Raw genomic sequence first — 13088 nt, forward strand, 5'->3', positions numbered from 1 at the left:
GATCAAACTCTTCACTTAAAATTACAGGATCCGAAGATCCAATTTTTTGAGTGCAGTCGTCTATCCAGGCCCAAATAAACTCAAATTACTAGCAATTGCTTGCTTTACTTGATTCATTTGGACTCTGTGTCGAACGTCTGCTTGATGGACATTTCCACCGGCCAGACGCCCGCACAAGTCACCTGCGCACACTGTCAAAGATCTTCGGAATCGGCCTCAGCGCCTCATCCTTCTTGCTTCACCCCGCCGCACCGAAGTGCCCGAGGGAGCCGACAACTATACAGCCAATTTCGATTCCGTCAACACCGTGTCGCAATCTTTTTTGGCTTCCCTGCGTCTCCGGGAGAGGCCGTTTCGGCCGTCCCGTCTGCAGGGCCGCGCATCTTACAGCACGCTTCGAATTCGTCAACCGCTTCCGAAACCGCTTTCTCAACACGCCCCCGCTTCAATCAATGCCTGCACCTCAGCGGGGCGCGCATTGTGCAGACGCACAAACAAAATGGGAAGGGGGTTTGAGAAATTATTTTTGCGCGCTTGACGACTACAGGCCCCTCGCCCATGTTTCGACGGGCTTTCCATAGGGAAAAACATATGCGCGCAATTGCAATGCTGTCGGCGGGGCTGCTGTTGAGTGGCTGCGCGACAGGCAAGGGAGACTGGGTAGAGCTGGGCGGCCAGCGATATAGCGTGGAAATCGCCGACGACGATGCCGAACGCGCCCGCGGCCTGATGTTCCGCGATGAAATGGCCGCCGACCACGGCATGTTGTTCATCCACGACTCGGAGGAACCGCAGTCGTACTGGATGAAGAACACCCGCATCCCGCTCGACATCCTCTACTTCGACAACGAGCGGAAGCTGGTCTCGCAGCAGCGCGACGTGCCGCCCTGCGCCCTGGGCGACGGCTGCCCGCCGTATCCGAGCGATGCCCCGGCGCGCTATGTGCTGGAACTCAATGCCGGCGAAGCGGCACGTCTCAAACTGGTGAGCGGCGCCCAGTTGAAGTTCAGCCGCGGCATTCCACATTCCTGAACGGCAGCCCGCTCACCGGGTTCCGCAATGAAAAGGGCCGCATTTGCGGCCCTTTTTGCCAGGCGAGGCGTGGTGCTCGCTCAGACTTCCATCATCTCGAAGTCGTCCTTAGTGACACCGCAATCCGGGCAGGTCCAGGTGTCCGGGACATCTTCCCAGCGCGTGCCCGGGGCGATGCCCTCTTCCGGCAGGCCCTTGGCCTCGTCGTAGATGAAGCCGCAAACGACACACATCCAGGTGCGGTAAATGGTGGTCGCGGCAACTTCGGTCATGGGTCGATAATGGGGTGGTGCGCATGAAGCGGGACGCGCATTTTGTCACGCCCGGACCCAGGATGCTGCAAGCATGAATCCGCGCTGGCCGCGCCGCGGCCTCTACGCCATTACACCCGACGACCCGGACACTGGCCGCCTGCTTGCACGCGTCGAAACCGTGCTGGGCGCCGGCGCTGCCTGGCTGCAGTACCGCAACAAGATCGCGAGCGAGGATCTGCGCGCCGAACAGGCGCTGGCTCTGCACCCGCTGTGTCAGGCTCATGACGTTCCGCTGATCATCAATGACGACTGGGCGCTCGCCGCCGCGATCGGCGCGGCGGGCGCGCACCTGGGTGAGGACGACGGCGAACTCGCCCTGGCCCGTCATGAACTCGGGGGTGACTGCCTGCTTGGCGCTTCCTGCTACGACGACCTGCGCCTTGCCCGCCAGGCAGTCGCCGCTGGCGCCAACTACGTGGCTTTTGGCGCCTTCTTCCCCTCACCCACCAAGCCCAATGCGCGTCGCGCGAGCCTCGAGCTGCTGCGCGACTCGGCGGCGCTGGGCGTGCCACGGGTGGCGATCGGCGGCATCACCCCGGACAATGCGCGGCCGCTGGTGGCGGCCGGGGCCGACTTGTTGGCCGTGATCAGCGGCGTGTTCGACGCCACGGATCCAGCTGCCGCCGTCCGCGCCTACCTCTCCTGTTTCGAAGACATTCCTGCATGAAGAACGACCGTTCGCACGACCTGTTCACCCGCGCCAAAGACCTGATTCCCGGCGGCGTCAACTCGCCGGTACGCGCCTTCAAATCGGTGGGCGGGGAACCGTTCTTCGCACAACGCGCCGAAGGCGCCTATTTGTTCGATGTCGACGGCAATCGTTACGTCGACTACGTCGGTTCGTGGGGCCCGATGATCGCCGGACACGCACGTCCAGAGGTCCTCGACGCGGTCGCACGCACGATGCGCGACGGTCTCAGCTTCGGCGTGCCCAATGCACTGGAAGTAACGATGGCCGAAGCGATCACGCAGATCGTGCCGAGCTGCGAAATGGTGCGCATGGTCAATTCCGGTACCGAAGCCACGTTGTCGGCGATCCGTGTCGCGCGCGGCGCTACCGGCCGCACGCGCATCGTCAAGTTCGAAGGCTGCTACCACGGCCACGGCGACAGCTTCCTGGTGAAGGCCGGCAGCGGCGTGATGACGCTGGGTCTGCCGAATTCGCCGGGCGTGCCCGCCGCGCTGGCCGATCTGACGCTGACGCTGCCCTACAACGATTTCGACGCGGCGACCAAATTGTTCGACGAAGTCGGCCACGAGATCGCCGGCCTGATCATCGAGCCGATCGTCGGTAACGCCAACTGCATCCTGCCGCGCGCCGGCTACCTGCAGCATCTGCGCGAGCTGTGCACGAAGCACGGCACGGTGCTGATCTTCGACGAAGTGATGACCGGTTTCCGCGTGGCGCTCGGCGGGGCGCAGGAGCTGTACGGCATCACGCCGGACCTCTCCACCTTCGGCAAGATCATCGGCGGCGGCATGCCCGTCGGCGCGTATGGCGGCCGTCGCGATCTGATGGCCCAGGTCGCACCCAGCGGCCCGATCTACCAGGCCGGCACGCTCAGTGGCAATCCGGTCGCGATGGCCGCGGGCCTGGCCACGATGGATCTGATCCGCGCCCCCGGCTTCCACGCCGCGCTGGAGCGCAGCACGCACGTGCTGTGCGACGGCTTCGAAGCGGCCGCGCGCGACGCGGGCGTCGCCTTCACCACGACACGCGCGCCGGGCATGTTCGGTCTGTATTTCCGCGAAGGCCCGGTCGAGACCTTCGAGGACGCAAAGGCTTCGGACACCGCGCGCTTCAACCGCTTCTTCCACGCGATGCTGGAGCGCGGCGTGTATCTCGCACCGTCGGCATTCGAAGCCGGCTTCGTCTCGAGTGCGCACGGCGAAGCGGAAATCGCGTTGACCCTGGCGGCAGCGCGTGAAGCCTTTGCCCTCGCGCGCGATTGATCCAAGCCCGCTTCCGCAAAAAAGCCCGGGGATTCCCGGGCTTTTTTGTTCCAGGTCTCAGCCCCGGAGCATGTCCGCAATCGCGGCACGCAGACACTTGAGGCCTTCGGCGACATCCGCATCGCCGATGTTGAGTGCGGGCACGAAGCGCAGCACATCCGGCCCCGCCTGCAGCGTGAGCAGCCCGTGCTCGACGCAGCGATCTAGGATTTCGCCGGCCTTACCGGCATACGCCTCGCGCAACTGCGCGCCGAGCATCAGACCGCGGCCGCGGATCTCGCTGAACACACCGAACTCCGCATCGATCGCCGCCAGGCCGTCGCGCAGGGCCTGCTCCTGCCGCGCGACATTGCCAAGCAACGAGGCCGATGAGAGTTCGCGCAACGCCGCTCGCGCAACCGCGGCGGCCAGCGGATTGCCGCCAAACGTGGTGCCGTGTGCGCCGAACTGCATTGCCTGCGCGGCCTTCGCACCGACCAGCATCGCCCCGATCGGGAAACCACTGCCCAGCGCCTTCGCGAGCGTCACCACGTCCGGCGTAACGCCGTAGGCGTGCGCGGCAAAAAGGTGGCCGGTGCGGCCCATGCCGCACTGGATCTCGTCGAACACGAGCAGCGCCTCATGGCGGTCGCACAGCGCGCGCAGCCCCTGCAGGAATTCCGGAGTCGCTGGCGTCACGCCACCCTCGCCCTGCACCGGTTCGACCAGCACCGCGCAGACGTCGCCTGCGGCCATCGCGGCTTCCGCGCCGGCCAGGTCGTTGAAGTCGCCATAGCGAAAGCCCGGTGGCAGCGGCTCATAGCCTTCGTGGTACTTCGGCTGCGCGGTGGCGGTAACGGCGGCCAGCGTGCGGCCGTGGAAGCTGCCGCGGAAGGTGAGGATCACACGGCGCTCGGGCGTGCGCCCCTGCGCCGTCGCCCACTTGCGCGCCAGCTTGATCGCGCCTTCGTTGGCCTCGGCGCCGGAATTGCAGAAGAACACACGTTCGGCGAAGCGCGAAGCCGCGACCAGCTCTTCGGCCAGGCGCAGCGGCGGCTCGCTGACGAAGACGTTGCTGGTGTGCCAGAGCTTGCCGGCCTGGTCGGTCAGCGCAGCGAGCAGCGCCGGATGCGCGTGCCCCAGCGCATTGACCGCGATACCGGCGCCGAAATCCACGTATTCGCGGCCATCGCGATCCCAGATCCGCGAACCTTTGCCGTGATCCAGCACGATCCGGCGCGGACGGTAGACGGGCAGGTAATAGCGTTCTGAGAGCGCGAAGAGTTCGGCGGAGGTGCTCATGGCGGCGGAGTCGTGGGAGAACCGCCATTTTCCCCCATTCGCACCGCCGGCGCTTGGCCGCGCCTGTGCGAAAGACGCGGCCCCGTTGTCACCACTGCCCGGTATTCGGCATCGACGTCCACGGCTCCTGCGGCGGCAGGTGGCCGTCTTGCAGCAGCTCGATCGAGATCAAGTCGGGCGAGCGCACGAAGGCCATGTGGCCGTCACGCGGAGGGCGGTTGATCGTGTAGCCCATCGACTGCAGGCGCGCGCAGGTGTCGTAGATGTCTTTCACGCGGAACGCGAGGTGGCCGAAGTTGCGCGCCGAGCCGTAATCCTCGTTCGAATCCCAGTTGTAGGTCAGTTCGAGCTCGGCGTCGGGAGTTTCTGGAGCGGCAAGGAAGATCAGGGTGTACTTGCCCTGCGGGTAATCATTGCGGCGTTTCTCGACCAGCCCCAGGCCTTCGCAGAAGAAGCGCAGCGTGGCGTCGATGTCGCGGACGCGGATCATGGTGTGCAGATACTTCATGGCGACTCCGGAAAGCGGGCCGAGCGAGCTCAGTCGAGGAACAGGTCAGGGAACAGCGGCTGCGCGGGGTCGATCGCATAGCCGGACAGGTCCGTGACGCCGGCTTCGGCGAGCACTTCGTCGTCGATCAGGAAGCGACCGCTGAAGCCCTTCGCCTCGCGCGTCAGGATCGCGTGCGCGGCATCGGCCATGATCGTAGGAGAACGACCATTGCCTGCACTCACGCCCGGAATCATGTTCAACGCGTCCGTGGCGATCAGCGTGCGCGGCCACAGACCATTCACCGCCACGCCGCGTCGACCGAATTCACCGGCCAGACCTATGGTCACGAAGCTCATCCCCATCTTCGCCAGGGTGTAACCGGTATGCGGCGCCCACCACTTCGGATCCAGCGAGGGCGGCGGACATAGCGTGAGGATGTGCGGATTGGGCGCCTGCAGCAGGTACGGCAGGCAAGCCTGCGCGCACAGGAACGTGCCGCGCGCATTGACCTGCTGCATCAGGTCGAAGCGCTTCATCGGCGTGTCCAGCGTGCCGCGCAGGAAGATCGCGCTGGCGTTGTTCACCAGGATGTCGATGCCGCCGAAGGTATCGACTGTGGCTGCCACTGCAGCCTTTACTTCGTCCTCTTCGCGGATGTCGCACTTGAGCGCGAGGCCGCGGCCGCCGGCTTCATTCACGGCTTCTGCCGCTGTGTGGATGGTGCCGGGGAGTTTCGGATTAGGCACCGCCGACTTGGCCGCGATGGCGACGTTGGCGCCATCACGCGCGGCGCGCAGTGCGATCGCCAGGCCAATACCGCGCGAGGCACCGGTGATGAAAAGAGTCTTTCCTGCGAGCGATGTCATGGCTTGGGTCCCTGCCCTTCGTTGTCTTCCCACTTCAGCAATTTGCGGGTGATGAAGCGATAGGCCGGCTTGCCGGTGGCGAACCACGCCTCGCGCACCCACGAATGCCGTTTGAGCACACGCCGTTCCACCGGCGTCAGCGCCTGTGCGCAGTAGGTGCGCTTGTGCTTGAGCAGGTGGCGCAGGTCTTCGCGGGCGAGCAGGCGCATCCAGCGCGAGCGCGGATCGCCGCGCGTGGCGAGCTGGAAATCGATGATCGCCGGCGAGCCGTCGGCCAGCACCAGCCAGTTGGCTTCCTTCGCCAGATCGTTATGGGCGAGGCCGCGCCGATGCAATTGCTGCAACAGGCGGCGGGCATTGCGGAAGTAGCGCAGATCGCCGCGCGGCGGACGCTGGTACATCGCGGCGCCGTCGAGATAGCTGCGATCGAGGCGGCGTCCATCCCAGCGCAGCAGTTGCGGCATTGCCGCCAGGCCATCCACTCGCTGCAATGCATGCGCTTCACGGCGGGCCAGCCACCACGCGGGCAGCCGCAACCACAGCGGCACATGGGCCAGGTCGCGACGCACGAACAGACCTTGCGCATCGCGCATCAAGGCGATGCGGCCGAAGCTGTCGGCCTTGAGTGCGGCGACTTCTTCGACAGGGATACCGGCGGGCATATCGACAGGAGCAGACATGCCGAAAGTGTACGCGTCACCGCGGTTGCGCGGCTGGATGACGAACGCCATGCACAGCTGCCATACACGACTGACATAATCGGGCGATGGAACCGACCTGGATTGAAAGCGCCAGCGCATGGATCAGTGCGCACCCGTTAGCCGCCGGCGCGGTGATCTTACTGATCGGGTTCAGCGAGGCGCTGATCCTGTTTGGCTTCCTGGTGCCGGCACTGCCGTTGTTGTTCGCGGTCGGCGTGCTGATCGGGCTCGGACACGTCAATGGACCGTACGCACTGGTCTGCCTCACGCTGGGCGCGTTCCTGGGCGACGGTTCCAGTTACTGGGTGGGGAATCGCTGGGGCCCGCAGCTGCGGCGGCGATGGCCGTTTTCTAAATATCCGCAATGGCTGGATCGCGGCGAAAGCATGTTTCGCCGCAACGCCGTCAAGAGCCTCTTCGTGGCCCGCTTCGTCGGCGCGGTGCGGCCATTCGTGCCGGCGATCGCGGGCATGGCGCACATGCCGTTGCGCCGTTACGTGCCGCTGAGCCTGATCGCTTGCCTGGCGTGGTCAGCGCTGTACCTCGGGCCTGGCTGGGTGCTGGGCGCGTCCTACGATGCGATCGCGGCGGTTGCCGATCGCCTGGCCCTGGTACTGGGCGGTCTGGTGGTAACGGTCACGCTGGTCTGGGCCTGCGTGCTCTACACCTGGCGCTGGTTCGCCGGCCACGCCGACAACCTGCTGGCGCGCATGCTGAAGTGGACGCGGCGACATCCGCACCTGGGCCGCTATGCCGAAGCGCTGATGGACCCCAACCGTCCGGAGTCACCATCGCTGCTGATGCTGGCGGTGTGTCTGATCGGGATCAGCTGGGCCTGGTTCACTCTGCTCGCGTCGCTGCTGGCCAGTGGCGGTCCGCTGGCGCTGGACCACACCGTCCACGAGTTCATGTGGAACCTGCGCAATCCGCTCGCGGACCGGCTGATGGCCGGCCTGGCCAGCATGGGCGATGCGCAGGTGCTCGGACCGGCTGCACTGGTCGCCCTTGTGTATCTGCTGTGGCGCAAGCGCTGGATGGCGGCGGCGCACTGGATCGCGGCGATCGTGTTCGGGCTGGTATTCACCAACGTGCTGGAAGCCGCGATCGACATGCCGCGACCGCCGACCGCGCCGACCGGCTTCGGCTTCCCGTCGGTGGCGGTGACGATGACGACGATCGTGTTCGGCTTCTTCGCGGTGCTGATCGCTCGCGAATTGCCCGGGCGCCAGCGCGTGTGGCCGTATCTGCTCGCGGGCGTGGTGACGACGGTGATCGCGTTCGCGCGCCTCTACCTCGGTGCACACTGGCCCAGCGATCTGGTCGGCGGCACGTTGTTCGGAATCCTGTGGCTGCTGGTGCTCGGCCTGGCTTATCGCCGCCACGTGGCGCGCTCGTTCTGGATGCGGCCGTTGGCGTTGGCGTTCTACCTAACCTTCGCCGCGGCGGCCGCATGGCACGCGCCGCGCCACGCCGATCGCCTGCTGGCCAAGTTCGCCGCGGCGGCCCCCACCACCACGCTCGCGGCGGAATCGTGGTGGCGACACGACTGGGCGATGCTGCCCGCGCAGCGCAATGAACGCGATGTACGCCGGCGCTGGTCGCTCGATGTGCAGCTCGCCGGACCATTGCAACCGCTGCAGCAGGCCCTGGTCGCACAAGGCTGGCGCGTGCAGCCGCAGGCGGACTGGGTAGCCACGCTGGGCCTGCTCGACGACGACAGACCCGCGCGCGAACAGGTGGTGTTGCCGGCGACGCTGGAAGCGCGTCCGGAAGAGCTGCTCCTGCTGCATCCGGGCCGCAGTGCGGACGAGCAGATCGCGCTGCGGCTGTGGCCGGCACCGGCGACGCTGTCCGATGGCACGCGGTTGTGGATGGGCACTGCACAGACGCTGCGTTATCGGAGGCCATTGCGCGCGGCGTCGCTGTGGTTGCCGGTAGCGGATGCCGGCTATGCGCATGCGCAGGTGCGGGCGGCATTGCAGCCGTTGGCGGCGGTCGAATCGGTGCATCCGGACGGTGGCGGCCCGGTGCTGCGACTACGCACGCGATAGGGCGGATCTCGACCCGCCGCGTTCTTGTCGCGTAAAGATTGCTTGAACGGCGGGTCGAGACCCGCCCTACGACACCAGCTGCAGCAATCGGTCCATCCGCTCATGCGGATCGGCCATCTGCAGCAATTCCTGCCGCTGCGAATCGTGCAATGGCAATAGCTCGGCCAGGCGCCAGGCCACCCAGGCGGCATCGTCCATCAACGCGCGTTCGGCCCTGGCGTGTTCGCCGCCGATCTTTTCGATGATCGAATCGAGCAGCACCGGCAACAAGCCGTGCTCGGGTCGCACCGCTTCGACGGCGTCGGGTTCGCACCACGATATATCCGCTACCTGCAGGCCGTTGTCGCGCACGCGGGCGCGTTCGACGTGGAAGCGGCGCTTGCCGCGCACGCTGAGCGTCAGCAAGCCATCCTCGCCCTGGCCGAAGTCCTCGATCACCGCCTCGGTGCCAAAGGCCGCGGCGGCGGCCGGCGCGCCGACTTCGTCGCCCTTCATGATCAGGCAGACGCCGAAGCTACGGCCCCTGCGACCGCAATCGCGGACCAGATCGAGATAGCGCGCCTCGAATACGCGCAGGCCGAGTGCCGCACCGGGGAGAAGCACCGTGTGCAGCGGGAATAGCGCTAGGGATTCGGTCGAGACCGCCTGGTTCGGCATGCCGGCAGTCTAAGCGACCGTCCGCAGTTCTTTGTAGAGCGGAGCTTGCTCCGCTGCCTTGATCGGGGCAGGCCATTGCCGATGAGAAAAGCAGCGGAGCAAGCTCCGCTCTACAAGGACGGTGTCACGCGCCTTGCAGTGCCGCCAGGAATCGACGCGGTGCGCCATCGAAGCCGCCGTTCGACATGAACACGACATGGTCGCCATTGCGCACGCGTTCGCGCAGCACCGCAATGAGCCGGTCGACGTCGGGCACGGCGATGCCTTCCCCGCGCAGCCCCGCGACGACCTTGCCCGCATCCCACGCCAGTTCCGGCCGATGCAGGAACACCACTGCATCGGCGATATCCAGCGAGGGCGCCAGCGCCTCGGCATGTGCGCCCAGGCGCATCGAATTGCTGCGCGGCTCCATCGCCACGACGATCCGTGCATCGCCGACCTTGGCACGCAGGCCGGCCAACGTGGTGGCGATCGCGGTCGGGTGATGAGCGAAGTCGTCGTAGATGGTGACGCCCTGCGCCTGTCCGATCACTTCGAGGCGGCGTTTGACGCTGCGGAATTCCGCCAGCGCCGGCAGCACGGTCTGCACATCGACGCCGACCGCGTTGGCGGCGGCCAGCGAGGCCAGCGCATTCATCACGTTGTGGCGACCGAGCAGCGGCCAATGCACTTCGCCGATCTCGCGGCCGTCGTGCACGACCACGAACGCGCTGCCGTCTTCATGGATCAGATGCGCAGTCCAGTTGAACGCCGCACGTGCCGCTGCGCCTTCGTCGCTGCGATCGCCATGTCGTTCCTCGATCGGCAGGTGCGGCTGCGGGATCAGGCTCGCGTCGAGACCGAAGGTCTCCAACGGCGTCCAGCAGCCCATCGCCAGCACTTCGGCCAGGTGCTTGTCTTCGCCGTTGACGATCAAACGGCCACGACGCGGTACGGTACGCACGAGATGGTGGAACTGGCGCTGGATCGCGGCCACGTCCGGAAAGATGTCGGCGTGGTCGTACTCGAGATTGTTGAGGATCGCGACCAGCGGCTTGTAGTGGACGAACTTGCTGCGCTTGTCGAAGAAGGCGGTGTCGTATTCGTCGGCTTCGACCACGAATTCGCGCCCGGTGCCGCGGCGCGCGGATACACCGAAGTCCTCGGCCACGCCGCCGATCAGGAAGCCCGGCGCGCGACCGGCGGCTTCCAGCAGGTAGGTGAGGATCGTGGTCGTGGTGGTCTTGCCGTGGGTACCGGCGACGGCGAGCGTGTCGCGGCCCGGAAGCACGTTCTCGGCCAGCCACTGCGCGCCGGAGTTGTACTTGCGGCCCTCGTCCAACACCTGCTCCACCGCGGCATTGCCGCGCGAGAGCGCATTGCCGACCACGATCTCGGCGCAATCGGCGGAAATGTTCTCCGGCAGGTAGCCCTGGCGCAGCGTGATGCCGAGCTGTTCCAGCTGGGTGGACATCGGCGGATAGATGTTCTGATCGCTGCCTTCGACGGCGTGGCCGAGTTCGCGCGCCAGCGCGGCGACGCCGCCCATGAAGGTGCCGGCGATACCCAGGATATGGACTTTGCTCATGCCGCGATTGTCACCGATTTCACAGGGTCTTACCGCGATGCGGATCCGACAAATCCCTCGTAGCGGCGCCTGGCCCGGCCCGGGACAGCACCGCCCCCGCAGGAACCCGAAAACAAAAACGCCCCGGCTTGCCGAGGCGTTTTCTCATGCGCGCACCGAAATGCGCGAATTGGAAATCAACCGACTTCGTGCGCCGGCACGATCGCCTCGATGATGCGGGCGAACACGTCGTCCAGCGAACCCACGCCATTGACCACGTTGAGCTGGCCCTGCTGGCGGTAGTAATCGATGACCGGGGCGGTCTGGTCGTTATAGACCTGCAGGCGCTTGCGGACCGATTCCGGGCTGTCGTCTTCGCGACCTTCGGCCTTGGCACGACCGGCGATGCGCTCGACCAGCAGTTCGGTCGGCACTTCGAGTTGCACCGCATAGTCCATCGGCTGGCCAATGCGGGTCAGCAGCTTGCCCATGGCGTCGGCCTGGGCGAGGTTGCGCGGGTAACCGTCGAGGATGAAACCGCCCTTGGTATCGGGACGCGAGAAGCGGTCCTCGAGCATGCCCAGCAGGATCGCGTCGCTGACCAGCTCGCCGCGAGCCATCACTTCCTTGGCTTCCAGCCCGAGCTTGCTGCCGGCGGCCACTTCGGCGCGCAGCAGGTCACCGGTGGAAATATGCGGCACCTGCAGGTGCTCCTTCAGCCTCGTGGCCTGCGTGCCCTTGCCGGAACCCGGCGCACCGAGCAATACCAATCGCATCTACATCACTCCTGAAGCAAAACGGGAAACTGGAAGGGCACCAAGGCCCTGTCCCGCGGCGGCGCTACACTGCCAGCAGCCTGGCCATCGGGACGAAAAGGGACGGCCAGCTTACCGCATCCAGCCTGGAGCATTGATTCATATGGCCAAGGGAAATAGCGGCGGCACCCTGCTCTACGCGCAGTCCGGCGGGGTCACCGCGGTCATCAACGCCACGGCTTCGGCCGTGATCCAGACTGCCCGGGCACGCAAGGTCAAGGTGTTCGCGGCCCGCAACGGCATCCTCGGCGCCCTGCGCGAGGAGCTGATCGATACCTCGAAAGAATCGCTGGCGGCGATCCGCGCCCTGGCCCACACCCCCGGCGGGGCGTTCGGCTCATGCCGGGTCAAGCTCAAGTCGCTGGAACAGGACCGCGCGCGCTACGAGCGCCTGCTGGCGGTGTTCAAGGCCCACGACGTCCGCTACTTCCTCTACAACGGCGGCAACGATTCGGCCGACACCGCACTCAAGGTCTCGCAACTGGCGGCGGAATTCGGCTATCCGCTCACCTGCGTGGGTGTGCCCAAGACGGTGGACAACGATCTTGCCGTCACCGACTGCTGCCCCGGTTTCGGCTCGGCCGCTAAATACACCGCGGTGTCGGTACGCGAGTGCGCGCTGGACGTGGCGGCGATGGCGGACACGTCCACCAAGGTCTTCGTCTACGAAGCCATGGGTCGCCATGCCGGTTGGCTCGCCGCAGCCGGCGGACTCGCCGGCGCATCGCCGGATGAGGCGCCGCATCTGATCCTGTTCCCGGAACGTCCATTCGAGGAAGCCGAATTCTTCGCCAAGGTGAAGGCCACCGTCGAGCGCGTCGGCTACTGCGTGATCGTCGCCAGCGAAGGCATCCAGACCGCAGACGGCAAGTTCGTCGCCGATGCCGGCGCCGGCAAGGACTCGTTCGGGCACACCCAGCTCGGCGGCGTCGCCTCGCATCTTGCCGGGCGCGTGAAGGATGCACTGGGCTACAAAGTGCATTGGACGCTGCCTGACTATATGCAACGTTCGGCGCGACATTTGGCATCAAAGACCGACCTCGATCAGGCCCAGGCCGTGGGCAAGGCCGCGGTGGAATTCGCGCTCAAGGGCATGAACGCGGTGATGCCGGTGATCGTGCGCACCTCCGATGCGCCCTATCGCTGGAAGATCGAAGCGGCGCCGCTGACGAAGATCGCCAATCACGAGAAGAAGATGCCGGCGAATTTCATCCGCAAGGATGGCCTGGGCATCACCGATGCCGCGCGTCGTTATCTGGAACCGCTGATCCGTGGCGAAGCGCCGCCACCGTACGGGCGCGACGGGCTTCCCAAGTACGTGACGCTCAGAAATGTCACCGTGAAGCAGACGCTTCCGCCATTCAACGGATGAGACGCAGGCC

13 protein-coding genes are annotated in these 13088 nt (G+C 65.9%); 5 read left to right on the forward strand and 8 right to left on the reverse strand.

Features of this window, described 5'->3' with window-relative positions; all coding sequences use genetic code 11:
- The first annotated feature begins 591 nt into the window (after window positions 1–591).
- Entirely contained in the window at window positions 592–1032 is a 441-nt protein-coding gene (locus ACYVGK_RS06370) for a DUF192 domain-containing protein (protein ID WP_460732461.1), read from the forward strand.
- An 80-nt stretch (window positions 1033–1112) separates the two neighbouring features.
- On the opposite strand, the gene ACYVGK_RS06375 is transcribed toward ACYVGK_RS06370, so the two are convergent.
- Window positions 1113–1304: a rubredoxin gene (locus ACYVGK_RS06375; protein WP_460732462.1), complete on the reverse strand. Its 192-nt coding sequence runs from the start codon at window positions 1302–1304 to the stop codon at window positions 1113–1115.
- A 73-nt stretch (window positions 1305–1377) separates the two neighbouring features.
- Between ACYVGK_RS06375 and thiE the strand changes: the two genes are divergently transcribed.
- Window positions 1378–2013, forward strand: coding sequence for a thiamine phosphate synthase (thiE, locus tag ACYVGK_RS06380; RefSeq protein WP_460732463.1), 636 nt, complete (start codon window positions 1378–1380; stop codon window positions 2011–2013).
- The gene (gene hemL, locus ACYVGK_RS06385; protein ID WP_460732464.1) at window positions 2010–3299 is read left to right on the forward strand and encodes a glutamate-1-semialdehyde 2,1-aminomutase; all 1290 of its coding nucleotides are present in this window, start codon (window positions 2010–2012) and stop codon (window positions 3297–3299) included. The genes thiE and hemL overlap by 4 nt, the downstream gene beginning before the upstream one ends.
- Before the next feature lie 57 nt (window positions 3300–3356).
- Here the strand turns inward: hemL and ACYVGK_RS06390 are convergent, their stop codons facing one another.
- The 4 genes from ACYVGK_RS06390 to ACYVGK_RS06405 form a co-directional block, all read right to left on the reverse strand.
- Entirely contained in the window at window positions 3357–4580 is a 1224-nt protein-coding gene (locus ACYVGK_RS06390) for an acetylornithine/succinyldiaminopimelate transaminase (protein WP_460732465.1), read from the reverse strand.
- 88 nt (window positions 4581–4668) lie between these two features.
- A complete protein-coding gene (locus ACYVGK_RS06395) occupies window positions 4669–5088 on the reverse strand; it encodes a VOC family protein (RefSeq protein ID WP_460732466.1) in 420 nt (139 codons plus the stop codon).
- Window positions 5089–5117: 29 nt separating this feature from the next.
- Window positions 5118–5936 carry an SDR family oxidoreductase gene (locus tag ACYVGK_RS06400; protein WP_460732467.1) on the reverse strand — a complete coding sequence of 273 codons (819 nt, stop codon included), beginning with the start codon at window positions 5934–5936 and terminating at the stop codon, window positions 5118–5120.
- On the reverse strand, window positions 5933–6598 hold the full coding sequence (locus ACYVGK_RS06405) for a protein kinase family protein (RefSeq protein WP_460732645.1): 666 nt from the start codon (window positions 6596–6598) through the stop codon (window positions 5933–5935). The genes ACYVGK_RS06400 and ACYVGK_RS06405 overlap by 4 nt, the downstream gene beginning before the upstream one ends.
- Before the next feature lie 104 nt (window positions 6599–6702).
- Between ACYVGK_RS06405 and ACYVGK_RS06410 the strand changes: the two genes are divergently transcribed.
- A complete protein-coding gene (locus ACYVGK_RS06410) occupies window positions 6703–8688 on the forward strand; it encodes a bifunctional DedA family/phosphatase PAP2 family protein (protein WP_460732468.1) in 1986 nt (661 codons plus the stop codon).
- Window positions 8689–8754: 66 nt separating this feature from the next.
- Here ACYVGK_RS06410 and ACYVGK_RS06415 read toward each other — a convergent pair whose 3' ends face one another.
- The 3 genes from ACYVGK_RS06415 to ACYVGK_RS06425 all read right to left on the reverse strand — a co-directional run bounded on the left by ACYVGK_RS06415 (window position 8755) and on the right by ACYVGK_RS06425 (window position 11667).
- Window positions 8755–9345 carry an LON peptidase substrate-binding domain-containing protein gene (locus ACYVGK_RS06415; protein WP_460732469.1) on the reverse strand — a complete coding sequence of 197 codons (591 nt, stop codon included), beginning with the start codon at window positions 9343–9345 and terminating at the stop codon, window positions 8755–8757.
- A gap of 124 nt (window positions 9346–9469) precedes the next feature.
- Window positions 9470–10912: a Mur ligase family protein gene (locus ACYVGK_RS06420; RefSeq protein ID WP_460732470.1), complete on the reverse strand. Its 1443-nt coding sequence runs from the start codon at window positions 10910–10912 to the stop codon at window positions 9470–9472.
- Window positions 10913–11088: 176 nt separating this feature from the next.
- Window positions 11089–11667 carry an adenylate kinase gene (locus ACYVGK_RS06425; protein WP_460732471.1) on the reverse strand — a complete coding sequence of 193 codons (579 nt, stop codon included), beginning with the start codon at window positions 11665–11667 and terminating at the stop codon, window positions 11089–11091.
- 142 nt (window positions 11668–11809) lie between these two features.
- Here ACYVGK_RS06425 and ACYVGK_RS06430 point away from each other — a divergent pair, with 142 nt between their 5' ends.
- A complete protein-coding gene (locus ACYVGK_RS06430) occupies window positions 11810–13078 on the forward strand; it encodes a 6-phosphofructokinase (protein ID WP_460732472.1) in 1269 nt (422 codons plus the stop codon).
- Window positions 13079–13088 lie beyond the last annotated feature (10 nt).

Source organism: Lysobacter tyrosinilyticus (genome assembly GCF_054779815.1).